Source organism: Streptomyces sp. Isolate_45 (assembly GCF_024721315.2).
Lineage (GTDB): Bacteria > Actinomycetota > Actinomycetes > Streptomycetales > Streptomycetaceae > Streptomyces.
Genome location: NZ_JANFAK020000070.1, coordinates 1 through 24175 on the forward strand (window position 1 = coordinate 1; position 24175 = coordinate 24175).

The 24175-nt window shown below is 73.8% G+C and carries 18 protein-coding genes; 10 read left to right on the plus strand and 8 right to left on the minus strand.

The features are described from left to right. Positions 1-37: 37 nt before the first annotated feature. Positions 38-2191 (minus strand): MMPL family transporter, encoded by a 2154-nt coding sequence (locus tag NOD94_RS22255; protein WP_281207803.1) that lies wholly within the window; start codon positions 2189-2191, stop codon positions 38-40. Positions 2192-2514: 323 nt separating this feature from the next. Here NOD94_RS22255 and NOD94_RS22260 point away from each other — a divergent pair, with 323 nt between their 5' ends. The 3 genes from NOD94_RS22260 (at position 2515) to NOD94_RS22270 (ending at position 4781) form a co-directional block, all read left to right on the plus strand. Continuing rightward, positions 2515-3744: a sensor histidine kinase gene (locus NOD94_RS22260; protein WP_281207804.1), complete on the plus strand. Its 1230-nt coding sequence runs from the start codon at positions 2515-2517 to the stop codon at positions 3742-3744. Next, positions 3741-4409, plus strand: coding sequence for a response regulator transcription factor (locus NOD94_RS22265; RefSeq protein WP_281207805.1), 669 nt, complete (start codon positions 3741-3743; stop codon positions 4407-4409). The genes NOD94_RS22260 and NOD94_RS22265 overlap by 4 nt, the downstream gene beginning before the upstream one ends. Positions 4410-4550: 141 nt before the next feature. Continuing rightward, the gene (locus NOD94_RS22270) at positions 4551-4781 is read left to right on the plus strand and encodes a hypothetical protein (protein ID WP_281207806.1); all 231 of its coding nucleotides are present in this window, start codon (positions 4551-4553) and stop codon (positions 4779-4781) included. Here the strand turns inward: NOD94_RS22270 and ligA are convergent. After that, on the minus strand, positions 4771-6858 hold the full coding sequence (ligA, locus tag NOD94_RS22275) for an NAD-dependent DNA ligase LigA (RefSeq protein ID WP_281207807.1): 2088 nt from the start codon (positions 6856-6858) through the stop codon (positions 4771-4773). The two genes, NOD94_RS22270 and ligA, sit on opposite strands and share 11 nt — an antisense overlap. 144 nt (positions 6859-7002) lie before the next feature. Here ligA and NOD94_RS22280 point away from each other — a divergent pair, with 144 nt between their 5' ends. Beyond that, a complete protein-coding gene (locus NOD94_RS22280) occupies positions 7003-7344 on the plus strand; it encodes a hypothetical protein (protein ID WP_281207808.1) in 342 nt (113 codons plus the stop codon). Positions 7345-7404: 60 nt separating this feature from the next. Here NOD94_RS22280 and NOD94_RS22285 read toward each other — a convergent pair whose 3' ends face one another. Then, complete coding sequence (locus NOD94_RS22285) at positions 7405-8142, minus strand: hypothetical protein (RefSeq protein ID WP_281207809.1); 738 nt, start codon at positions 8140-8142, stop codon at positions 7405-7407. 208 nt (positions 8143-8350) lie between these two features. Between NOD94_RS22285 and NOD94_RS22290 the strand changes: the two genes are divergently transcribed. Continuing rightward, the gene (locus NOD94_RS22290) at positions 8351-11752 is read left to right on the plus strand and encodes a CARDB domain-containing protein (protein ID WP_281207810.1); all 3402 of its coding nucleotides are present in this window, start codon (positions 8351-8353) and stop codon (positions 11750-11752) included. Positions 11753-11774: 22 nt separating this feature from the next. On the opposite strand, the gene NOD94_RS22295 is transcribed toward NOD94_RS22290, so the two are convergent. Then, positions 11775-13082, minus strand: coding sequence for an MFS transporter (locus NOD94_RS22295; protein ID WP_281207811.1), 1308 nt, complete (start codon positions 13080-13082; stop codon positions 11775-11777). Positions 13083-13194: 112 nt separating this feature from the next. Here NOD94_RS22295 and NOD94_RS22300 point away from each other — a divergent pair, with 112 nt between their 5' ends. Next, positions 13195-14265: an AI-2E family transporter gene (locus NOD94_RS22300; RefSeq protein WP_281207812.1), complete on the plus strand. Its 1071-nt coding sequence runs from the start codon at positions 13195-13197 to the stop codon at positions 14263-14265. A 66-nt stretch (positions 14266-14331) separates the two neighbouring features. Beyond that, a complete protein-coding gene (locus tag NOD94_RS22305; protein ID WP_281207813.1) occupies positions 14332-14574 on the plus strand; it encodes a DUF6158 family protein in 243 nt (80 codons plus the stop codon). Between the two features lie 257 nt (positions 14575-14831). On the opposite strand, the gene rpmG is transcribed toward NOD94_RS22305, so the two are convergent. Beyond that, a complete protein-coding gene (gene rpmG / locus NOD94_RS22310; RefSeq protein WP_281207814.1) occupies positions 14832-14996 on the minus strand; it encodes a 50S ribosomal protein L33 in 165 nt (54 codons plus the stop codon). Positions 14997-15104: 108 nt separating this feature from the next. Between rpmG and NOD94_RS22315 the strand changes: the two genes are divergently transcribed. Continuing rightward, the gene (locus tag NOD94_RS22315) at positions 15105-16763 is read left to right on the plus strand and encodes an MFS transporter (protein WP_281207815.1); all 1659 of its coding nucleotides are present in this window, start codon (positions 15105-15107) and stop codon (positions 16761-16763) included. A gap of 37 nt (positions 16764-16800) precedes the next feature. Here the strand turns inward: NOD94_RS22315 and NOD94_RS22320 are convergent, their stop codons facing one another. Further along, positions 16801-18177 carry a tetratricopeptide repeat protein gene (locus NOD94_RS22320; protein ID WP_281207816.1) on the minus strand — a complete coding sequence of 459 codons (1377 nt, stop codon included), beginning with the start codon at positions 18175-18177 and terminating at the stop codon, positions 16801-16803. Positions 18178-18328: 151 nt separating this feature from the next. On the opposite strand from NOD94_RS22320, the gene NOD94_RS22325 reads away from it, so the two are divergent. Beyond that, the gene (locus NOD94_RS22325; protein ID WP_281207817.1) at positions 18329-19672 is read left to right on the plus strand and encodes a M64 family metallopeptidase; all 1344 of its coding nucleotides are present in this window, start codon (positions 18329-18331) and stop codon (positions 19670-19672) included. A 16-nt stretch (positions 19673-19688) separates the two neighbouring features. On the opposite strand, the gene NOD94_RS22330 is transcribed toward NOD94_RS22325, so the two are convergent. Together NOD94_RS22330 and NOD94_RS22335 are read right to left on the minus strand one after the other, a co-directional pair. Next, positions 19689-20843 carry a serine hydrolase domain-containing protein gene (locus tag NOD94_RS22330; protein WP_281207818.1) on the minus strand — a complete coding sequence of 385 codons (1155 nt, stop codon included), beginning with the start codon at positions 20841-20843 and terminating at the stop codon, positions 19689-19691. A gap of 4 nt (positions 20844-20847) precedes the next feature. Then, complete coding sequence (locus tag NOD94_RS22335; protein ID WP_281207819.1) at positions 20848-22602, minus strand: carboxylesterase family protein; 1755 nt, start codon at positions 22600-22602, stop codon at positions 20848-20850. A gap of 228 nt (positions 22603-22830) precedes the next feature. Here NOD94_RS22335 and NOD94_RS22340 point away from each other — a divergent pair, with 228 nt between their 5' ends. Then, positions 22831-24069, plus strand: a complete 1239-nt coding sequence (locus tag NOD94_RS22340; protein WP_281207820.1) for a hypothetical protein — start codon at positions 22831-22833, stop codon at positions 24067-24069. Positions 24070-24175 lie beyond the last annotated feature (106 nt).

A 24175-nucleotide genomic window follows, 5' to 3' on the forward strand; every position in this document is an offset into this window, starting at 1 on the left:
CCGCGCGGCCGGCGCCCTTCCACGTCGGGCCGCGTCCTCAGCCCACCGGAACCCGCTCCACGGGCGCGGCGGCCTCCGCCCCCCGGGCGGCGGCCCCCGGCCTCACCGGCCACCAGGTGGACCGGCCCAGCAGCGCGATCACGGCGGGCACCAGCACGATCGACAGGACGAACGCGGACAGCAGGATCCCCACCGCCGTGGCGAAGCCGATCTGCTGCGTACCTGGCTGCGGGCTCACCGCCAGGCTCCCGAAGGAGGCGGCCAGCACCAGGCCCGCAGTGGCGACGGCCGGAGCGGTGTGCCGCACGGCGCGCGCCACCGCCTCGCGGGCGGAACCGGGCCGTCCCATCTCCTCCCGGATCCGGTCGCCGATCAGGATGTTGTAGTCGGTGCCGAGCGCCACCACGAACAGGAACAACACCAGCGGCAGGGTGAAGTCGACGCCCGGACGCCCGAGTCCGTGCTGGAACACCAACGTCGAGGCGCCCAGCGTGGCCGCGAAACCCAATCCGACCGCGATCATCAGCACGACCGGCGCCAGCAGGCTCCGCAGTAGTACGAGCAGGATGATGCCGATCAGGACCGCCGCCACCGGGAAGATCACTTCGAGGTCCTCGTCGACCGCCACCGAGATGTCGGCGAACACCGCGGCCGTACCCCCGACATGCACCTCGGTGCCCGCCGGCAGGTTCGCGCGGACCGTCTCCCGGACCGGACCCGAGACCAGGTCACGGGCCGCCTGAGTGCCCGACCCGGCCGTCAGCAACAGGTCGATGCGCGCCGCGCCGCGGTCCTCGCTCAGCACGGTCGGGACGACCCGCCCCACGCCCGGCACCCCGGCCAGCGCCCCGGCGAGGCCGGCCAGCCGCTCGGTACTCAGGGGGGCGCCGTCCTCGGCGGAGACGAACACGCCCGTCGGATCCGACACCCCGGCGGGCAGCGACCGGGCGATCTCCTCCGCCGTCTCCACGGCGCCCGTGCGCTCGCCGCCCGCGCCGCCCTGCCCGTAGTCCATGCGCATCCCGGTCAGACCAGCCCCGAGCGCCCCGAGCAGCGCCACCGAGGCGAGCACCAGCACCAGCGGACGCCGCGCGACCAGCGCGCCCAGCCGCCCGGCCGCGCCGGCGGGGGGCTCGTGCTTCAGGGAACGGGACGGCCAGAACATTCCGCGCCCGGTGACGGCGAGCAGCGCGGGCATCAGCGTCAGACTGCCCAACAGCATCACCAGCACGGACACCGCGATGGCCGGGCCCAGCACCCGGAACTGGCCGAAGGAGGCGATCCCGAGCGTGGCGAACGCGGCCACGATCGTCAGCGCCGCCGAGGTGACGGCCGTGCCCACCCGGCCCGCCACCTCCCGCGCCGCGTCCCGGCCCGATTGCAGCGGGTGCGCGCGCAACCGCTCGCGGAAGCGGAACAGGAGGAAGAGGAAGTAGTCCACCCCGATGCCCACCAGCACCACGTTGATCAGCCCCGGAGTGGAAGGGGCCAGCTGGATGCCCGTCAGCACGGACGCGCCGACGACCACCCCCGTCGCCGCACCGCCGATGACGGCCACCGCGAGCAGCGGCAGCAGCGCCGCCGCCAAGCTGCGGAACACCAGCACGTGCAGCAGCACGATCAGCCCCGTCATCACCGCCCCGACGACCGTCGTACGGGTCTTCTCCGCATCGGCGGTGTCCACGCCGGTGGCCGGCCCGCCGGTGAACCCGGTCCGCAGGCCCGCCTCCCGGAACGCCTCGCGGGTGTGGTCCCGGAAGGCCCGGTAGGTGTCCCGCACCCCCGGGTCCGCCGGATTGCCCTTGAGTTCCACGGACAGCAGCCGGAAGGCGCGGTCCGGCGCCGTCAGGCGCCCGCCGAACACGGGCACCTGGGAATGGTCCTGGGCCAGCGGCATGGTGTCCTTGGTGACGGGCATCACGATCCGCTTGCGCGCCAGCCCGTCCGTCACCTCGTCCACGCGCCGTTCGTCGGCGGGGGACAGGGCGGCCCCGTCGCTCCGCGCCACCAGCACCGTCAGCGGATCGGAGTCCGGGCGCACCCCGAAACCCTCCTCGGCGATCTTCAGCGCGGCGGCAGAATCGTAGTGCGCGGGCAGGAAGTCGCCGTTGCCCGTCTGGGTCGCGCGGAAGACGAACACCTGCCCCATGATGGCCAGCGCGATGCCCAGCACCGCCCACAGGGCTATCACCTTCCACGGATTCCTCGTCGAGCATCCCGTCAGGGCGCGGATCACTTTTCTCCTCCGGTCCGTGCGATGGCGCCGGAATACCCCGGCGGTCCCCTCAAGACCATCAGCGGACCGGGCCGCGGGCGTCCGGGCACAGGAGGATCTCCCCACCGGGACCACGGTCACGCCGACCGCTTCGACCAGGACCGGAGTCCCGGTCGCGGACCCGACCCCGGGCCGGTGGCCGGGCCCCCGGCCGGTGCCAGAATGGATCTACGGATTCCGGCCGCGGGCGGGCCCGGCACCGGCCGGGCACCGGCGGCCCGTGGGGGAGGACCGGGCAGATGAGCAAGAGCACCGACAAACCGGCGTGGACGCGCAACGACGCCCTGGTGGCGGTCGGGGCCGCCGCGGCCGACCTGTTGGGCTTCTCCGTCACCAGCCAGTTCGACGGGAACCCCCTCGGAATCCCCGCCGCGTTCGCCCTGGTCCTCGCGGGACTGACCCTGATCCTCCGGCACCGCCACCCGGCGATCGTCCTCACGGCCGTCCTCGCGCTCGGCGTGGTGGTGAACACGGCCGGCCCGGTCTCACCGCACTTCGGCCTCAGCCTGGTCATCGCCCTGTACACGGTGGCCCGGAGCCGCCGACCCGCCGTCGTGGCCGTCGCCGGCCTGGCAGCGGTACCGCTGCCCTCCGTCGGCCAGGGCGGGATGCTGCTTCCCGGGGGTTGGGGGGTCCTCGCCAACGCGGTCGCCGCCGTGATCGTCGTCGGGGCCGCCCTGGCGATGAACCACCGGCAACGGGAGTCCGAGGCCAACCGCAAACTCCTCGCCGAGCGGGCGCTCGCCGAGGAACGCCGTCGCATCGCCCGGGAACTGCACGACATCGTCGCCCACCACATCACCACCATGCAGCTGATGGCCGGCGGGGCACGGGCCAACCTCGCGCACGACCCCGGGGCCGCCCGCGAGGCCCTGGTCATCCTGGAAGGCTCCGGGCGGATGGCCCTGAGCGAAATGCGCCAGTTGCTCGACGTCCTGAGGGCCGGTGAGGAACCGGAGACGAACCCGCCGGCGCCGCAGCCGGGACCCGAGGACCTGACCCGGATCGTCACCGAGAGCCGGCTGGCCGGCATGGACACCGAGCTCACCGTCGACGGAACCGTACGCCCGCTCCCGCCGACCGTCGGCCTGACCGTGTTCCGGGTCGTGCAGGAGGCATTGACCAACGCCCGCAAGCACGCCGGGGATTCCAGGGCCCGGGTACGGCTGACCTACCGCCCCGACGAGGTCACCGTCGAGGTCCGCGACGACGGAACGGGCCGCCGCCCGGGAGAGGGGCGGGGACAGGGCGCGGGCGACGCCCCGGGCTCCGGATCCGGCAGGCGCACCGCGGCTTCGAGGGCACCGGCCCGCGGCGGGTACGGTCTGATCGGAATGCGTGAACGCGTCGCCCTGCAGGGCGGCACCCTGGAGGCCGCCCCCCTGGAGGAGGGCGGGTTCCGGGTCGCGGCGCGGCTCCCGGTGGCACCGGGAGCGGGCGTCGCCGACGGAGAGGAACACCACCGATGATCCGCGTGCTCATCGCCGACGACCAGCCGCTGGTGCGGCGGGGCCTGGCCCTGATCCTGGCCCCCCATCCGGACGTCGAGGTCGTCGGCGAGGCCGGCAACGGCGCCGAGGCCGTCGAACTGGCCCTGGGGTTGGAGCCCGACGTCGTCGTCATGGACATCCGGATGCCGGTGCTCGACGGCGTACAGGCCACCGAACGGCTGGCCGCCGCCCGGCCCGGCTCCCGGGTCCTGGCCCTGAGCACCTTCGACATGGACGAGTACGTGGTCGCCGCGCTGCGCGCCGGCGCCTACGGCTTCCTGCCCAAGGACGTGTCCCCGGAGGAGCTGATCGCGGCCGTCCGTACCGTCCACGCGGGCGAGGCGGCCGTCGCCCCCCGACTCCTCACCCGGCTCATCTCCACCTACGTGCGCGCGCCCTCGCGCGAGCGCCGACCGGCACCGGACTCGCCCACCGGCCTGACCCCCCGGGAGCTGGAGATCTGGCGCCTGCTCGCCCGCGGTCTCGACAACGCCGCGATAGCCGCCGAACTGGACATCAGCGTCTCCACCGTCAAGAACCACATCACCGGCATCTTCGGCAAGCTGGGCGTCCGTGACCGCGCCCAGGCGGTGATCGCCGCCTACGAGTCGGGGCTGGTCGAGGCCGACCGGAGGACCACTTGATCACCATGTGCCCCGCAGGACCCGAATCCGTCCGGTGCCCGAACCGCTGACCAGCGAAAACACTGGACGATTCGCCCGTGCGGAGGAGGGGCCGCGCATGGCACAGTGCCAGGAGCACAGCAGCCGCACCAGGGAGCCGCCATGCGTGACACGCACCCCATGCCGTCGGTCCTCACGGCCGCGCCCGAGGACCGGAGCGGGCCGGGCCCGCTGCCCGACTGCCCGGTGTGCGTCGTCGCGCCGGAGCGCATCTCCTGGCGCCAACGGCCCGGCGAACCCGTCGTCCTGGTCTTCGAGCCCTGCGGACACCGCCACACCTCACCGGCGCCGCCGCTCCTCGCGGTCACCCCGCCCCCGCCGCTCACGCGTTGAGCACGGCGGCGATCCGCAGCGCGAACTCCTCCTCACCGAGGATCGCGATGCCCGCCGCCTCGGCCTTGGCGACCTTGCCGCCCGCCTTCTCGCCCGCCACGAGGAGCGTCGTACGGCCCGACACGCTGCTCGCCGACTTCCCGCCGGCCCGCTCGACGAGCTCCAACAGCGCGGTGCGGGTGCCGTAGGCGGACAGGGCGCCGGTCATCTTCCCCGTGATCACCACCGTCTGACCGGCCAGCGGCCCGGCGGCGACGTCACCCCCGACGCCGTCACCCGCGTCGCCTTCGGCGGGCACCTCGGGCCGGCCCGGAACCTGCGGTTCGACGAGGTTGACCCCGGCCGCCACCAGCTTGTCGACGACCTGCCCCAGCTCTGCGACCTGCGCGACGATCGCCGCCGCCTTCGCGGCGCCGACCAGTTCCACCTCGGTCATCGCCTCGGCGTCGGCCGCGCGGATCGCCTCCATCGTCCCGAAGTGCCGGGCGATCCGCCGGGACATGCCCCGCCCGGTGCCGACGACGCCGAGCGCGCAGAACACCCGCGACAGCGGACGGTCCTTCGCACCCGCGATCCGCTCCGCGAGCTTCGCCCCGCGCTTCTCGCTCCCGGCCGCCCGCGCCAACGCGGCCCGGTCCAGCGTGAACAGGTCCGCGACGTCGCGCACCCCCTCCTCCTCGACCAGGGCGCGGACGTACCGCTCGCCCAGCCCGTCGATGTCGAGCTGGTCGCGCCCGGCCGCGTACAGGATCGCCGCGATCCGACCGCAGTCGGCGGGCTGGGCGCAGCGCCACCGCTCCTGGGACCGGTCGATGGCGCCCTGGCAGCCGGGGCACACCGACGGCAGTTCGATCGCCCGCTCCTCGCCGGTCCGCAGCTCCACCACCGGGGCCTCGACGCGCGGAATGACGTCACCCGCCTTGTGGACGGTCACCGTGTCGCCGAGGCGCAGTCCGCGCCGCTCGATGTCGGCCGGGTTGTGCAGCGTGGCGTGCCGGATCACCGAGCCGTCCACCTCCACCGGCTCCAGCACCGCCGTCGGGGCCAGCACCCCGGTACGGCCCACCGACCACGTCACCTCCAACAGCCGGGTCCGGCGCTCCACCGCCGGCAGCTTGTACGCGGTGGCCCAGTGCGGGTGGCGCGAACCGTTCCCGGCCGCCGCCTGCTCCGTCAACGAGTCCAGCTTGACGACGACCCCGTCGATCCCGAAGGGCAGCGCGGAACGGAGCTTCGAAATCCGGTCGACCTGCTCCTGCGCCCCCGCGAGGGTGTCCGCCACCGTGAGCCCGGCGGCCGTGTCCGCGGCCGTGCGGATGCCCGTCGCCGACACGTACGCCATCAACTCGGAGTGCGTGCCGCCCGGCAGCGCCGCGCCGCCGTCGAGCTCCACCGCGCCGAACGCCCAGAACGTCATCTCGACCGTGTAGGCGCGCCCCTTTGCCCGCAGCGTGCCGGCCGCGCCGTTGCGGGGGTTGGAGAACGGACCCGCTCCGTGCGCCGCCCGGAGCGCGTTCGCCCGCTCGAACTGCTCCGCCGTCAACAGCACCTCGCCGCGCACCTCGAAGGAGTCCCGGGTGGTCAGCTCCAGGGGAAGGCCCGCGATGGTGCCGATGGCGTGCGACACGTCCTCCCCGCCCGTCCCGTTGCCCCGGGTGACCAGCTGGACCAGGCGTCCCGCCCGGTAACGCGCCGCCAGCGAGGCGCCGTCGAGCTTCGGCTCCACGGCGTACCCGCCGGTGACGGGCCCGCTGAGGCGTCTGACGAGCGAGGCCTCCCAGTCGAGGAGGTCCTGTGGGGCGAAGGCGTTGGCCAGGGAGAGCATCGCCGTCGTGTGGGCGACGTCCCCGGCGGGGACCGCGCCGCCCGCCACCTTCCCGGTCGGGGAGGCCGGGTCGGTGTGCTCCGGGTAGTTGGCCTCGTACGCCTGGATCAGGGACACGAGCAGGTCGAAGGAGGCGTCGTCGAGCGGGGATTCGCCCGAGCCGTAGTAGGCGGCGGACGCCCGGACGGCCGTGGCGATGGCATCGGCGTACTCGTCACGGTCGGCCAGGGCGGGAGCGGTGGTGATCGTCATGCCGTGATGGTGGCGCAGGGGTCTGACAATCGGCCCGGCGCCGGTCCGGGCCCACCGCGGTCCCCCTGTTCCGTGACGGGTACCGGGTCCTCGTATCGTGTACCCGAGCCGCTCACCGGCGCGGCAGGAGACGGAGAACCCCTGATGGACGTGCAGCACTTCGAGCGGATCACCGCGTTCATCGAGGCGCGGCTGATGCCGCTGTTCGACGCGGAGACCGGAAGTGAGCGCGGCTTCTCGATGGACGACACCTCCCGGGCCCTGCGCGCCCTGCGCAACAGCGTCCTGGAGGCCTCCGCGGTGAAGGGCCTCATCGAGCAGCGGGCGACGGCCGAGCCGCGGGTGCGTACCGTCATCGACCAGTCGGTGGAGCACCACTGGGACGTGCTGCGGGGCATCGCCCGGCAGTGGGAGGACCACGCCGACTTCCGCCGCGAGTTCAAGCGGCACGCGTGGGAGCTCGACGAGGCGCCCGCGCAGGCCTGAGGCCGCGCGCGCGAGGACCCCCGCACGCCACGGCGTCCGGGGGTCCCGTCATGCGGGCCGTCACTGGCTGGGGGCGCCGCCGATCAGGTAGTCGACGCGGCGTCGTAGACCGCTCCAGCGCCGGTCGTGCCGGTACGAGCGCTTCATCGAGCGGGCCCGGGCCTTCGGTCGGCGCCGGTAGAAGCGGCGGGCCCACGGGGAGACGGGGCGGGCCAGCCGCATGGCCGCGACCAGGGCGATCAGGGGTACCACCGCTCCGAGTACGGCCATGCGGGGCTTGCCCTTGAAGAGCGCCACCCCGGCCAACAGCAGGTTGAACAGCACGGTGGTCACCAGCGTCATCCGGCTCTGTTCCTCGTCCGGGGTGAGCCCGTCCACGCCGAGCGGCAGGAACCCGCAGAGCAGCAGCGAGGCGAGGGCCGTGGTCAGGATGACCACCTCGATGCTGATCGTGCCCTCCTTGCTCCAGTAGACGTCGCTCAGGTGCAGGATCAGCGCGAACTCGTCCAGGACGAGTCCCGTCCCCATTCCGAAGAGCACGGCTGCCAGCGCCGATCCCCAGCCCGTGCGGCCGCCCCCGATCGCGGTGAACCCGCCGACCGTCATCAGCACGACTCCGGGAACGGCGTGGTGGACGTGCAGCCCACCCGGTGTGACGTTGCGGAACGGGCCCTTCCCGGCCCGGATCATCCGGGTGATGACACGCGTGATCGTGAACGTCAGGACGAACGCGGACAGCGCCAGCAGCAAGGGCAGTTTGCCCGGTTCGAGGATGTTTCGGTACCACCAGTCACCCATGCGGTCACCCTCCCGGGCCCGGTACGTGCCCGCATCGCGGAAGCCGCCGTTCGGGCGCGCCGTGTGAGGACCGTTGACAAACCGGTGACCTGATAGAAACCTGTGACTCTGATCCACGCAAAGAATCAACGGGATTCCTCAAAATCTTGCGCAGAGATCGAGATTAATCGGCAGGCCCTCGCCCCTCCCTCCTGGAACAGAGGCCCCCATGAGATGGAAACGACACGGCCGCTCGCTCGTAGGCGGCCTGGTTCTCACCGCACTGACCGCCCTCGGCCTGACCCCCACCGCAGCCGCGGCAGGCCCCTCGGCCCCGGCCGCCGGAACCGTCAACCTCGCCCTGGGGCGAGCCGCCACCGCGGGCGGATCGCTCGGCGGCCACCCCGCGACCGCCGTCACCGACGGCAGCCAACAGACGTACTGGGAGGGGCCCGCGGGCGCCTTCCCCCAGTGGCTCCAGGTCGACCTCGGAGCCCTCGCCACCGTGGACGAGGTGGTGCTCAAACTGCCCTCGGCCTGGGAACGCCGCACCCAGACGCTGAGCCTCCAGGGCAGCGCCGACGGAACCACCTTCACCACGCTCGCCGCTTCCGCCCCCAAGGTCTTCGACCCCGCCCAGGCCAACAGGGTGACCCTGGGGCTCGGCTCCGCCGCCGTCCGCCACCTCCGGGTGAACGTCGCGGCCAACAGCGGTTGGAACGCCGCCCAGATATCCGAGTTCGAGATCCACGGGGCGACCGACCCCGACCCGGGTGATCCCGGCGACCCGCCCCCGACCGGCACCAACCTGGCCCGGGGCAAGCCCATCGAGGCCACCTCCACCACCCAGTCCTACGTCGCCCCGAACGCCAACGACGACAGCCTGAGCACCTACTGGGAAGCCGCGGGCCAGAGCTCGTCGTTGACCGTGCACCTCGGCGCCGACGCCGACCTCGCCGCGGTCGTCGTCCGCCTCGACCCCGACGCGGCCTGGGCGGCGCGAACCCAGAACTTCGAGGTCCTCGGCCGCGAGCGGGCAGCCTCCGCGTGGACCACCCTGCGCGCCCGCGCCGACCACCTCTTCAGCCCCGGGGCGAACGGCAACACGGTGACCCTGCCGGTCGGCGGCCGCATCGCGGACGTCCAGCTGCGGTTCCACGGCAACACCGGCGCGCCCGGCGCCCAGGTCGCCGAGCTCCAGGTCGTCGGAACGGGCGCCCCCAACCCGGACCTGACCCTCACCGACCTGACCTGGTCACCGTCGGCCCCCTCCGAGACGGACGCCGTCACGGTGAACGCCACCGTCCGCAACGCGGGCAACGCCCCCGCCGCCGCGACCACCGTACGGATCAGCCTGGAGGGCGTCGTCGCGGGCAGCGCCCCCGTCGCCGCGACGGCGGCGGGAGCCTCCGTCACCGTGCCGGTCGCCGTCGGCAGGCGCCCCGTCGGCCGCTACACGGTGTCCGCCGCCGTCGACCCCGAGGACACCGTCGCCGAGTCGGACGACACCAACAACAGCCGCAGCGGCGCCGGCCCCCTGGTGGTCGGCCAGAGCCCCGGTCCGGACCTGGAGGTCACCGGGATCACCCCCGACCCCGCCACCCCGGCCGTCGGAGCCAAGGTGACCTTCACCGCCGCCGTCCACAACCGAGGCACCGCCCCGGCGCCCGCCAGCGTCACCCGGGTCACCGCGGGCAACGTCACCCTGAGCGGGAACACCCCGGCCGTACCCGCCGGGGCCACCGTCACCGTCGCGCTCGACGGAAGCTGGACCGCGACCGGCGGCGGCGCCACCCTGACCGCCACCGCCGACGCCACGGGAGTCGTCGCCGAGACCAACGAGGACAACAACGTCCACTCCCGCCCGATCGTGGCCGGCCGCGGCGCCGCCGTCCCGTACACCGAGTACGAGGCGGAGGCCGCCCGCCACACGGGGACCCTGCTGCGGAGCGACCCCGAGCGGACCTTCGGCCACACCAACTACGCCACCGAATCCTCCGGGCGCGCCTCGGTCCGACTCTCGGCGACCGGCCAGTACGTGGAGTTCACCTCCACCAACCAGGCGAACTCCATCGTCGTGCGCAACTCCGTGCCCGACGCCCCGGGCGGCGGCGGAGCCGCGGCCACGCTCAGCCTCTACGCCGACGGCGCCTTCGTCCGGAAGCTGGACCTGTCGTCCAAGCACAGCTGGCTGTACGGCGCCACGGACAGCCCGGAAGGCCTCACGAACACCCCCCAGGGCGACGCCCGTCGACTGTTCGACGAGTCCCACGCCCTGCTGGAGCGCAGCTACCCGCCGGGCACGAAGTTCCGGCTCCAGCGCGACGCGGGGGACGACGCCGCCTACCAGATCGTCGACCTGATCGACCTGGAACAGGTCGCCGCGCCGACTGCCAAGCCCGCCGAGTGCACCTCCATCACCGCCTACGGGGCCGTCCCCAACGACGGCATCGACGACACCGACGCTCTCCAGCGCGCCGTCACCGACGACCAGAACGGCCGCATCGACTGCGTGTGGATCCCGGCCGGTCAGTGGCGCCAGGAACAGAAGATCCTCACCGACGACCCGCTGAACCGGGGCCAGTTCAACCAGGTCGGCATCCGCGACGTCACCGTCCGCGGCGCCGGCATGTGGCACTCCCGGCTCTACACGCTCACCCCGCCCCACCAGGCCGGCGGCATCAACCACCCGCACGAGGGCAACTTCGGCTTCGACATCGACGACAACACCCGGATCTCCGACCTCGCCATCTTCGGCTCCGGCACCATCCGCGGCGGCGACGGCAACGCCGAGGGCGGTGTGGCCCTCAACGGCCGCTTCGGGAAGAACACGAAGATCACGAACGTGTGGATCGAGCACGCCAACGTGGGTGCCTGGGTCGGCCGGGACTACGACAACATCCCCGAACTCTGGGGGCCGGGCGACGGCGTCGAGTTCAACGGCGTCCGGATCCGCGACACGTACGCGGACGGCGTGAACCTCGCCAACGGAACGAAGAACTCCACCGTCTTCAACTCCTCGTTCCGCAACACCGGCGACGACGCCCTCGCCGTGTGGTCCAGCCGCTACGTGAAGAACACGGCCGTCGACATCGGCCACGACAACCACTTCCGCAACAACACGATCCAGCTGCCCTGGCGGGCCAACGGCATCGCCGTCTACGGCGGGTACGGCAACACGATCGAGAACAACCTGGTCTCCGACACCATGAACTACCCCGGCATCATGCTCGCCACCGACCACGACCCCCTGCCGTTCTCCGGGCAGACCCTCATCGCGAACAACGGCCTGCACCGCACGGGCGGCGCCTTCTGGGGCGAGGCCCAGGAGTTCGGCGCGATCACCCTCTTCGCCGCGGGCCAGGACATCCCCGGGGTGACCATCCGCGACACCGACATCCACGACTCCACCTACGACGGGATCCAGTTCAAGTCCGGCGGCGGCAGCGTGCCGAACGCCGTGATCGACAACGTCCGCATCGACCGGTCGAACAACGGGGCCGGCATCCGCGCCCACGGCGGCGCCCGCGGCAGCGCCACCCTGACGGGGGTGACCATCACCGGATCGGCCGACGGCGACGTCCTGGTCGAGCCGGGATCACAGTTCGTGATCCGCGGCTCGGCCGGGTAGCGGACGCCGCACGGGACCCGGGTCAGGCCACCGCGCCGCTCGGGTCCTCCCGCCGGGTCGCCCCTTCCCGGGCGGCCCGGCGGCGCAGCGCGTCCTCGTCGGTCTCGGCGTCGTACGAGATCAGCTTGGGCAGCAGCGCCGCCAGCACGGCCACCGACGCCACGCAGGCGAGGCCGCCGCTCCAGAAGGCGGGGCGGGTCCCGGTCCAGCCGGCCATGGTGCCCGCCCGGACCTGGCCGAGCTGCGGACCGACGCTGTACGAGAGCACCTCGATCCCGGCGAGCCGCCCCCGCAGCTCCTCGGGGATCGTCTGGTTCCAGATCGTGGCCCGGCCCAGCCCGCTCAGCATGTCGCCGGCGCCGGCGACCGCCAGGCAGGCCAGCACGATCCAGATCCCGGAGAACCAACCCGCCGCGGCGATCGCCAGCCCCCAGACGGCGGCCCCGAAGACCACGAGGAGCCCGTGCCGGCGCACCCGCGACACCCAGCCGCTGGTCATGCCCAGCAGCAGGGAGCCCACGGCGCCGGCGGCGTACATCAGTCCGAGCGCCCACACCGCGTCGAGCTCGTCCGCGAGGAAGGGGAGGATCGCGTTCGGGAAGGCGAAGAACATCGCCGCCAGGTCCACCGCGTACGTGCCGAGCAGCACCGGCCGGCTCCACGCGTACCGCGCGCCCTCCCCGATGGCCCGCAGCGACGGCCGTACGACGCCCCCCGCCGGCGGCGCCGGCCGCAGCCGCAGGCACAGCAGCACCGACACGAGGAAGCCCGCCACGGTGACCGCGTACGCCGGGGCGTAACCGGCCCAGGCGACGACCACACCGGCCAGCGCCGGCCCGGCGATCGCCCCGAACTGGTAGCGCAGCCCGTTGAGCGCGGCGGCGGCGGACAGTTGGTCGTGCGGCACGATCCGCGCCATCAGCGAGTCCAACGCCGGCCGCTGGAGCCCCGTCAGCGCCGACACGCCTGCCGCCACCACGTACAGCGGCCACAGCAGCGGATCCGGCAGCAACGCGTTGACCAGCAGGATCAGCGCCAGGAGCCCGAGTCCCGCCTCGGTCAGCAGGATCAGCCGCCGCCGGTCGACGGCATCGGCCAGAGCGCCGCCGTACAGCCCGCAGACGACCAGCGGAACCAGCTCGACCGCGCCCATGGCACCGACCGCGAGCGGCGAGTCCGTCAGGTGCTTGATCTGGAGCGGCAGCGCGATCATCGCCATGAACGAGCCGAAGAAGGTGACGGTGCCCTGGTAGAAGAGGAGCCGGAAGTCGCGGCTCGACCGCCAGGGGGCGAGATCGGGCAGCACGGCGCTCAGACGGGAAGTACTCACGACGGGCCATCGTCCGTGCCCCGACGCGCGCCGGCAACGCATTTTCTCCCCGGACGGGCGAAATCGGACGCGGCCGCGTGGCAGCACCCGCGCGACGTGGCACCCATCAACCATGCCGACGGTGTCCCCGCTCCTGCGTACGGTCGCGTCCTACGCCTGGCGCCTGCTGGTCGTCGGCGCGGCCGTGTACGCGGTCTTCGCCCTGCTGGGCCGCTTCCACGAGATCGCGGTGGCCCTGTTCCTCGGGCTGATCCTCACCGCGCTGCTCGGGCCGCCCACCCGCGGTCTCACGCGCTTCCTGCCCGGCTCCGTCGCCGTCGCCGTCTCGCTGGTCGGTACCCTCCTGTTCCTCATGGGGGTGCTCGCGCTGGTCGGCGAGGCGGTGGCGGGGGAGAGCACCACCTTGGTCCGCGAGTTCCGCGACGGCCTCGACAGCATCGAGGAGTGGCTGGAGCGGCCGCCGTTCCGGCTGAACCCCGAGGCGCTCACCGACATCCAGTCCAAGGTTGGCGCGTTCCTGTCCAGCCACCGCTCGACGCTGCTCAGCACCGCCGTCAGCGGGGCCGGCCACCTGGTGCAGGTGCTGACGGTACTGGCGCTCGCCGCGTTCTCGTCGGTGTTCTTCCTGCATGGCGGGGACCGGCAGTGGTCCTGGTTCTGCTCGCAGCTCCCCGAGCCGGCGCGCGAACGCGTGGGCGTGGCGGGACGCGCCGCCTGGCGCACCTTCACCGGGTACACCCACGGGATCGTGCTGGTCGCCGCGACGAACGCGGTGCTCGTCGGGGTGGCGCTGTACTTCCTCGGGGTTCCGCTGGCGGTGCCGCTCGCGTTGCTGGAGTTCTTCGCCGCGTTCATCCCCCTCGTCGGGTCGCCGGTCGCGCTGGGGGTCGCGGCGGTGGTCGCCCTGGCGGCGAAGGGCCCGTTCGTCGCGGCCCTGGTCGTCGCGCTGATCGTCGTCATCGGCCAGATCGAGGGCCACCTGCTGCACCCCCTCGTCATGAGCCGGGCGGTCCGGCTGCATCCGCTGGTGGTGGCCGTCTCCGTGGTCGCGGGGGCCATCGCCGCCGGGGTGGTCGGCGCGGTGGTCGCCGTCCCGCTGGTCTCCGTGCTCTGGTCGGTGCGTACGGCCCTGCGCGCACACGCCGCGCTCAATCCGGCCCCGACGGTGGGGAAGGGCGGCTGAACGGGGTCGCGGCCCGCGCGCGCGGGGGCGGCGGACTCCCTACCGTAAGACGTGGAGGTGGTCGTGATGGCCGAGCACGGCGGTGGACCCACGGCGCGCGAGCTGGAGGACGGCAGGCTGCTGAAGGAGCTGGAGACGATCCACCGCACGCGCCACGAGACGCTGCTGCACGGGTCGGACGACGCGCTCGCCACGCACACGCAGCGGCTCAAGGAGCTGGAGGAGGAGTACGTACGCCGTCATCCGCGGCGTGCTCCGACGGCGGGTCGCACCCGCTCGGGCGCCCGGGCCCGGACGGCGGAGGACTGAGCGGAAACTGGTCCGCCCCGCGAATGCGCGGGGCGGCAGTCGGCTTGTGCCCGTCGACGAGCCGCCCAAACCATCACGGCCCGCCCCGGAAGGAGCCTTGGGGCGAACCGCCGGAGGTGCGGGCAGGGCGTCTTCGACGGCCGTCCGACGGCCTTCTGACGGCCTTCTGACGGGGGAGGGCGGGGGCGGACGGGGGAGTGGGGCCCGGTGGGCGAGCCCGAGGGCCGGCCGCGACCGCGCTTGGCCGCGGCCGTGCGTCAGCGTTCCTCGCGGAAGTCGACGTGCCGGCGGGCCACGGGGTCGTACTTGCGCAGGGTCATCCGGTCCGGGTCGTTGCGGCGGTTCTTCCGGGTGACGTAGGTGAAGCCGGTCGCCGCGGTCGAGCGCAGCTTGATGATCGGGCGTATTTCGTTGCGAGCCATGCCACGAGTGTATGGCAATGACAGTCGTTTTCAATAAACTCCCAAAAGTGAGCCGACTTTGCATCGGGTGAGACAGATTTGTATCATCCGAGGCGAAGGAGGCTCATCATGGTGAATGAAGAACGGCTACTGGACGACGCTCCCGCGCGAGCACTCGCGAGCGACGGCACCTCCGGTCCGGGCCCTGAACCCGCCTCCCGCACCGCCCGCCGCCGACCCGTGCACCACACCGAACGGAACCCCATGCGCACCCCCACGCCGGACCCGCGTCGCTGGATCGTCCTCGCGATCCTCTCCGGCAGTCTCCTGCTCATCTCGATGGACACCACGATCCTCAACGTGGCGTTCCCCTCGCTGGTCGCCGACCTCCAGCCCGGCGCCGTCCAGCAGCTGTGGATCATCGACGTCTACGCGCTGGCCCTGTCCGGCCTGCTCGTCACCGCGGGCGCGCTCGGCGACCGCTGGGGCCGCAAGCGACTGCTGATGGCGGGCTTCGGCATCTTCTCCGTGGCCTCCCTCATCGCCGTGTTCTCCACCGAGGCCTGGCACGTCATCGCGGCCCGCGCCCTGCTCGGCATAGGCGGCGCGGCCATCATGCCGTCCACCCTGTCCATCCTGCGCAGCGTCTTCACGGACGCCAAGGAACGTGCGTTCGCCCTCGCCGTCTGGGCCGCCGTGTTCGGTGGCGGCATGGCCTTCGGACCCGTCGTCGGCGGCTTCCTGGTCCAGGACCACGGCTGGCACTCCGCCTTCCTCCTGAACCTCCCCGTCGCCGCCGTCATCGTCGCCGCCGGACTGCGCTACCTCCCCGAATCGCGCGCTCCGCGCGGCGCCGGCCGCTGGGACTGGTGGGGCGTCGGCCAGTCGATCGTCGGCATGCTCGCCCTCGCGGGCGGCATCAAGCAACTCGGCAAGAGCGGCGTCGCCGACCCGCTGCCCTGGGCCCTGCTGATCCTCGCCGCCGTCGCGCTCACGGTGTTCGTGCGCCGCCAACTCCGCCTGGACGACCCGCTGCTCCAGGTCCGACTGTTCGCCAAGCCCGCCTTCAGCGTCGCCGCGACCGCGATCTTCCTGCCGATGGTGGGCATGGGCGCGATCCTCTTCCTCGTCACCCAGTGGTTCCAGTACGGCCAGGGCTACACCCCGCTGGAGGCCGGCCTGCGCCTGCTGCCGGCCCCCCTCGCGCTGATCTGCGCCTCGATGGTGGCCCCCACGCTCATGCAGCGCTTCCCGATCCGGCACGTGCTCGGCGCCGGACTGCTCGTCCTGGCGGCCGGCATGGCCCTGCCCTGGACCGTCCAGCAGTTCACCGGCCTCGGCTACCCCGCCTTCGCCGTGGCACTGACCGTGATGGGGGCGGGCGCGGGCATCGCGACCACCGTCGCGTCCGTCACCCTGGTCTCCGCCGCCCCCGCCGACCAGGTCTCCAGCGCCGCCGCCATCGAGGAGACCTGCTACGAACTGGGCTCCGCGATGGGCGTCGCCATCCTCGGCAGCACGGCCGCCGCCCTCTACCGGGGCAACCTGCCCGCCCTCGCCCTCGACGGCCCCACCGCGAGCGCCGTACGTGACTCCGTCGGCGAGGCGGCACACACCGCCGAACGGCTCGGCGGCTCCGTCGGCGAGGCCCTCCTGAACACCGCCTCGCAGGCCTACACCCTGGCCATCACCCCGGCGTTCGTCATGGCCGGAGCGCTGGCCGTCGCCGCGGCCGCCACCACCTGGGCGATGATCCCGCGCGACCTGCGGCCCACCGACAACCACTGACCGGCACCGCCCGGCCCGCCCGCTCCCGTCGCCGCCCTCACCGCGGCGCCGGGAGCGTCGTCGTCGGCGGGCGGAACGCCGGCGTGGCAGGCGCCGGCCCCAGCGTCGTCGTCCCCGGAGCCGCCCGGTGCCCGAGGCCGGTCCGGTACGCGTCCAGGGCGGCCTCCGTCCGCCCCGTACGCCGCAGCAGGTCACCCAACAGGCGGCACAGATCGGCGAGGTCCCCGCCCGCCCCGCTGCGCTCCAGCAGCGCGAGGGCGCGCACGTAGTGCTCCTCCGCCTCCTCCGTCAGCCCCCGCTCCTCCGCGATCAGCCCGAGCAGTCGGTGCGCACCGCCCGCGTGCACGCTCCCGGGCCCCGCCACCGGCCCGCCCCCCGGCGCCAACAGCGCCGACACCAGCTCGGTCGCCTCCGCGTGCCGGCCCAGCCGCCGCAGCACGTCGGCGAGCTCCACCTCCACCTGCGACGTGTACAGGGCCGCCCGCTTGGCCGTGAGCATCTCCCGCGCCGTCCGCAACTCCCGCTCGGCCGACTCCAGGTCCCCGTGCTGCGCCTGGACGTAACCGCGCATCCAGTGGCAGTGCGCCAGATCGGTCCGCAGCCGCAGCTGCCGGTAGACCGCCTGTGCCTTCGCGAGGGAGGCGTCCGCGTCGGCCACCCGCCCCTCCGCCAGGAAGGTCCGCGCGACCTGCCGGTGCAGGCCCGCGACCAGCGCCGGATCCCCGACCTGTGGGGCCAACGCCAGCGCCAACTCGGCCGCGTGCGCGGCCCGGGCGTGGGCGCCCATGTCGATGTACGGCCCGATGACCGCAGAGTGGAGCAGCAGCAACGCCTCGGGATCGGCGAGGCCCTCCGCGTTCAACGCGTCGATGGCCGACTCCAGCAGGTAGCAGGCGTAACGCAGTTCGCCCGCCAGCAGGTGCGCGACGGCCCGGCCCCGGATCGGACGGGCCCGGCGGGGGAGCGGCTGGTCGGCCAGCAGCGCCTCCGCCTCCTCGAACCGGGCGATGGCCTGCGGCAGTCGGCCCGCCTCCAGCGCGCAGTCCCCGAGCCCCAGCAGCGCCTCGGCCCGCTCGTCGGCCAGGTCCAGGTCCTCGGCGTCGGCGAGCAGTCGCCGGTAGTGGTCGGCGGCCTCCTCCGCGGACCCGGTGGCCAGGGTCCGCTGTGCGTCCGTGAGCGCCAGCCGCAGTTCGGTCGCCAGTCGGGCCGGGCGCCCCGTCGTCAGCTCCTCGTACGAGGTGCCGAGCCGCCCGGCGAGGAAGCGCAGGGCGGTCTCCGAGGGTCGTACCTTGCCCGCCTCCAGGGTCGACACGTACGCCGGGGTGTAGGACGGCTCCGCCAACTGCCTTTGCGTCAAACCGCGTTCCGCGCGCAGCCGCTGTACTCGACGCCCGATCTCGGCCGGTTGATCCATGAAAGCCCCCTGCTGTACGCCGTGTTGTTGTGCGGCCACCAGTATTCAGCCGTGGCGGACCATTGCGCACGTCCCGCGCGCCACCTAATTTAAGCAACCGGTTCAGCGGATTTATCCGCCTGCTTAACCCCCTTTCCGCGTGGAGGACTTGATGAGACCAGCCGTCCGGTCGACCCTGCGGGCGGCCCTCGCGGCAGCCTGCGCCGGCGCCGTCCTGCTGACCGCCCCGACGCCCGCCCAGGCCGCCGACCCGCCCCGCCCCGCGCGTGTCGAGGTCGAGATACCCGGGCCCGAACACGGCGGCGAAGCCGGATCCGGGCACGTCCTCGTACCCGCCGCCGGACCCGCCTCGGCGGCGCCCCGGCTGTCCCCGCCGGCGCGGGCCGCCGACGGCCGGGTCACCAAGATGATCGACAACGGACCCACCGCGGACCGGCTCGACGTGGTCGTCGTCGGCGACGGCTACACCGCCGACCAACTCGACGGGTTCCACGCCGACGCCCGGGCCAAATGGGCCGAGGTCGAGGCCGTCGAGCCCTACGCCACGTACCGGTCCCTCTTCAACGTGTGGACCGTGGACGCCGTGTCCGCCCAGTCGGGGGTCTCCGGCGACCCCGACCCCGGCGCCGTCCGCGACACCGCGCTCGGCAGCCACTTCTGGTGCGAGGACATCGAACGGCTCCTGTGCGTCGACCAGCCGAAGGTGGACGCGTACGTCGCCCGGGCGCCCGAGGCGGACCTGGTGATCGTCCTCGCCAACAGTGCCAAGTACGGCGGGGCCGGCTACAACGAGCCCAGCCCCACCCTCGGCTACGAGGGCATCTCCACCGCCTCCGCCGGCCACCCCAAGTCCGGCCAGGTCGCCATCCACGAGACCGGCCACTCCCTCGGCAAGCTCGCCGACGAGTACTTCTACCCGGGCGTCCCCGACTACGAGCGGTACACGGGCCCCGAACCCACCGACCCCAACACCTCCACGCTCGACGCCGTCCGCATGAAGGAACAGGGTGCCAAGTGGTACCGCTGGCTCGGCGAGGCCTCACCCGACGGCGGCACCGTCGGCACGTACGAGGGCGGCGGCTACTACGCCACCGGCCTCAACCGCCCCACCGACAACTCGCTGATGAGGATCCTCGGCAAACCCTTCAACCTGCCCGGAGTCGAAGCGATGATCGCCGGCTTCCACCGCCACGCGAACGTCGTCACCCCGCTCACCCCGACCGGCCGCACCCTGCGCCTGGGTCACACCGCACGGGCCTCCGTGCCGGACCTGGCCACCGGCGACGGCCGTCGGATCGAGGTCCGCTGGTACCTGGACGGCAGGGAACTGCGCCGCTTCGCGGGCCGCACCGAGGTCCGGGTCGCCGAGCTGTGGCTGTTCGACCTGCGCGGGCACAAGCTGTCGGTGACCGCCCGGGACCGTACGGACTCCGTACGCGACCCCGCGATCGCCCGGACCCTGACCTCCACCGCCACCTGGGACGTACGCCTCTGAACCACCGCCCGGGGCGTCAGGCGCCGGTCGCGTACCGCCAGAAGTCGCGCATCAGGGCGGGCGGGTTCGGCCCGCCCAGTTCGAGCTGGGTCAGCAGGACGGTGACCGTCCCGGTGGACGGGACGACGTGCGCGGCCGTACCCGTCCCGCCGATCCAGCCGTAGCGTCCGGGCACGTTCCACGGGTCGCGCGGCTCGACGTCGACCGAGCCGCCGAACCCCCAGCCCTGCCCCTCCAGGAACACTTCGCCGCCGGCCCGCTGAGCCGGCGTCAGCCGGTCGGTCATCATCTGCCGCACCGAGCCGGGCGTCAGCAGCGCGCGCCCGTCGGCGGCCCGACCCCCGGCGAGCAGCATCCGCCCGAAGGCGCACCAGTCGTCGGCGGTGGAGACCAGCCCGCCCCCGCCCGACGGGAACGCCACGGGACGGCTCCACTGCCCGTCCGGGGCGTCGACCGGTTCGGGTGGGCCGCCGTCCGGGCGGCCGCGGTAGTAGCCCGTGAACCGGTGCAGCCGGTCCCCGGGCACCGCGAACCCGGTGTCCTCCATCCCCAGCGGCACGAAGATCCGTTCCGCCAGGAACTCCGGCAACGGCCGCCCCGAAACGCGGGCGATCAGTACGCCGAGGATGTCGGAGCAGGTGTGGTAGAGCCACGCCTCACCCGGTTGGTACAGCAACGGGATCCGGGCCAGCGCCGCCATCCACTCGTCCGGCGGCGGGACGTGGCGCGGCTGGGGAGGGCCCTGCCTCAGCTCGCCGAACAGCAGGCCTACCGCCGGGAGCGAGAAGTCCGACGGGAACCCGTACCCCGCGCGGAAGCTGAGCAGGTCCTCCACGGTGATGGGGCGCACGGCGGGCACCACGTCGTCGACCGGCGACCGCGGGGTGCGCACGACCACCGGCGACGCGAGCTCGGGAAGCCAACGCCGCACCGGAGCGTCCAGCTCCAGCCGGCCCTCCTCGACGAGGACCATGACCGCCGCGGCCGTCACCGGCTTCGTCAGCGACGCGATCCGGAAGAGGGAGTCCCGCGTCATCGGCGTCCCGCCACCGGCCTCGGCGTCGCCGACGGCGACGCATTCGGTCCGGCCCTCCCGGGCCACCAGCGCCACGGCGCCCGGTAGCGCCCCGTCGCGCACGTGGGCCTCCAGGACCTCGCGCAGTCCGGTCATCGGATCACCTTCCTTCGGGGACTTCGAGGACTTCGGGAACGCCGGCGACAACTTCGGGGACCGCGGGAACGTCGGCGAGTTCGCCATCGTCGGGGCCGCCGAACGGCGGCAGGGAGTCCCACAGGGCGCAGTGGTGCTCGGCACCCGCGTCGACCGGCCGGATGCCGCCCGGGCCCGCCGCCAGGGACAGTACGGACGCCGGATCGGGGGAGGAGGCTGAGGCGACGCGGGGCCACCACGGGCCGGAGGACGGCCCGCCGGCCCCGTTCGGGGAACCGGTGCGCGCGAAGCGCGTCCAGTACTCCGTCATCCGCTCCGACAGGGCCTGCTGGGCCGGAGCCAGGTCCACGACCCTGAAGAGATAGGGGAGTTCGAAGCCGTGGGTCGCACCGAACGGGAACTCCGGGGACTGCGGCAACGGCACGAAGACCGGCGCGTCGCGGTCGCTGAACCGGTAGCCGTACGTCGGCACGTGGCGGGCCAGTGCCCTGCTGTCCCGCAGTGCCGGGCAGGTGAACGAGGCGTCCGAGAGCAGCGCGGCCCAGGCGAGCGCGGCCGTCGGGTACCGGGTCGCCGGGTACGCCTCCCCGACGGACGGCGCCGCCGCGCCGAACGACCTCACGAGCCGCTCCCGGTAGGCCCGTTCGTCGGCGACCGGATACGCCGGCAGGACCTGGGACAGGAAGAGCCGCATCTCGTCCCGCGAGGTCCCCTGCACCACCGGCACCCGGTTGAACCGCCCGGACTCCAGCGCCCGGCGCGGAGCCCGGGGCAACGACCCGTTCCCGTACGACAGGAGGGAGAACCGCTCCATCAGCCCGGGCGTCGCCAACCGCGTCGCGTCCAGGCCGCGCAGGCAGTCGAGCGCCGAGGTCGACGACCCGGCGCCGCAGCCCAGTTCCCGCGCCGCCGCGGCCCCGGCCGCCACCGTGCGCCGCTCCGGGACGAACGGCTCGTAGGCGCCCGGCGTCGGCAACAGCGCGTGAGGGGGCATCGTGGTGGAGCAGGACCCGCTCTGCGCGACGGCCCGCCCGAACAGTCCGGCCGAGGCTGGGGACACCAGGTGCGCGCAGACACCGAGGCCACCGGCCGACACCCCGAACACGGTGACCCGGTCCGGATCGCCGCCGAACGCGACCGCGTTGGCCCGCACCCAGCGCAGGGCGGCCTGCTGGTCGGCAAGGGCGAAGTTCGGGGCGCCGCCGAGTTCCGGATGTCCGAAGAGGCCGAAGACGCCGAGCCGGTAGTTGACCGTGACCACCACCACGTCGCCCCGTACGACGAGCGGCTCGGGCCGGTACGCGGCCCCCGATCCGTCGCGGAAGCCACCGGGGTGGAACCAGACCATCACCGGCCGCTCCCGCCCCGGGTCGGCGGGGGCGGTGACGTTCAGGAACAGGCAGTCCTCCGAGCCGGTCGCCGTCGCCGGGCCCAGCGGCGGGAGCTGCACGCAGGCCGAGCCGGGCGCCCCGGCATCGAGCACCCCCGCCCTGCGGGGCGCCGGACTCGGCAGGCGCCAGCGCAGTGGGCCGGTCGGCGGGGCGGCGTACGGGATTCCCTCGAACGTGTCGTACGACCCGTGGGCACGCCCCCGTACGGGCCCCTCGGCGGTGTCGACGAGGGGCCGGTCCGCGTCCCGGGGCAGTGCGGCGGAGGGGCCGGCCGTGGCGGCGCCGAGCAGCAGCGCGGCGGCCAGCAGCGCGGCCGGTGGCCCCGACCGGAGGACGGCCGTCGGTCGGACGGTTCCGGGCTGCGGCATGACTGGTTCCCTCCTGAGCCGGTGCCCGCCCACTGTGCGCGAGCACCGTTCCCGGCCCGGTGTCGCGGGCGGCGTGTCCCGCGGGGGGTCCGCCGGCCCCCCGTTTGCCCGCCCCGAATGGCGCAGTGTGCGGACGTCCGGCTGAATGTAACAAAGCGTGCGCTTCCCATGACGCACGATGACCGGCGCGCGATGTGTAGACCCGCGTGTCGGCGAACGGAGCTTTCCATGAATGACCCCAGCACCCTCGCGACGACGGCCCACGACGACCGCGACGGGCCTCCCCCCGCACCGATCCCGACCACCGGACCGCCCGCCGGCGCGGCCCCGTCCGGGCCACCTGACCCGGCTCCGGCCGCCGTGACGACGTTCGACGCGGTGGCGGCGGGCCCGCTGCCGACGGCACAGCCGACGTCGGTGTCCCTGCCGGTGTCGACGCCCCAGCCCCTGGCGCCCACGCCGGTCACCCCGGTCACGCCGGTCACGCCTGTCGCCCCGGTGGCGCCGGCGGCTCCGGTCACGCCCGTCACGCCGGTCACCCCGGTCGGGGTGCCGACGAGCGTCGCACCGACCGCAGCGGTCACACCGGTCGCTCCCGTCCCCCCGAGCGGTGATGCCGCCGTCCCCGCCCACGATCCGCACACCGAGCCCATACGGACCCTGCTGGAGACCGCGGGCACCTGCCGTCCCGTCGAAGAGGTCACCGCTCTGGTGAACCTCCTCAAGCAGACCGGGCAACTCCCCAACCCCGGACACGAGGCGCTCCGCGCGGCCGCCGTGTCCCGCCCCGTCCACGAGGTCCGGCACATGCTCGCCCTGCTCGGCGAGCACCCCCACGAGGAGGGCGAGGCCGACATCACGCTGCGGGCGGCGGCCGTCGGCCGGTCCATCGAGGACGTGGCCCTGCTGGTCAGCATCCTCGGCCCCGACGGCACCCCCCGGACGGACCGTCCGCAGGAGGCGGCCCCGCCGCCCCCGCAGGAGCGCGGGTGGGAACCGGTGAAGCGCGAACGCAATCCGCGCCCCGCCGCCCCCCGCCCGGCGCCGGTCCGCTCCCCGGAGCGCACGCAGGGGCCGCTGCGCCACCTGCTGCGCTGGCCGGCCGCCGCCGCGCTGCTGCTGTGCGGCGTGGTTCACCTGCCGGGTGACCTGGCGGCCCGGCCCGCCCCGGAAGCCGGCGACCTGCTGCCCCTCGCGGTCTCCCTGCTCTGCCTGGGCGTCGGAGCCCTGCTGGCGGTGCGGGACACCGTCCTGGTGTGGCGGGTCGCGGCCGTGACCGCGCTGGCGGTGGTCACGCTCCACGTGGTCGGCGGCGTCCTCGTCTACAACCCCCTGGAGGAGGCGCTCGGCGGGCCGCACGCCTGGGCGGGCGTCGCGACGGTGCTCTGCGCCGGCGCCGCAGCGCTCCTCGCCGGGCTGGCCCTGCGGTACCGGCCGGACCGGGCCCGTTCCGAGCCGGGCATCTGACCGGGAGCACACCGGGCCCCGGGGGGGGGGGGGGGGGCCCGGGGGCCGGCCCCGCCCCCCCCCCCCCGGCCCCCCCCCGCCGCACCCCCCCCGCACCTTGAAACCC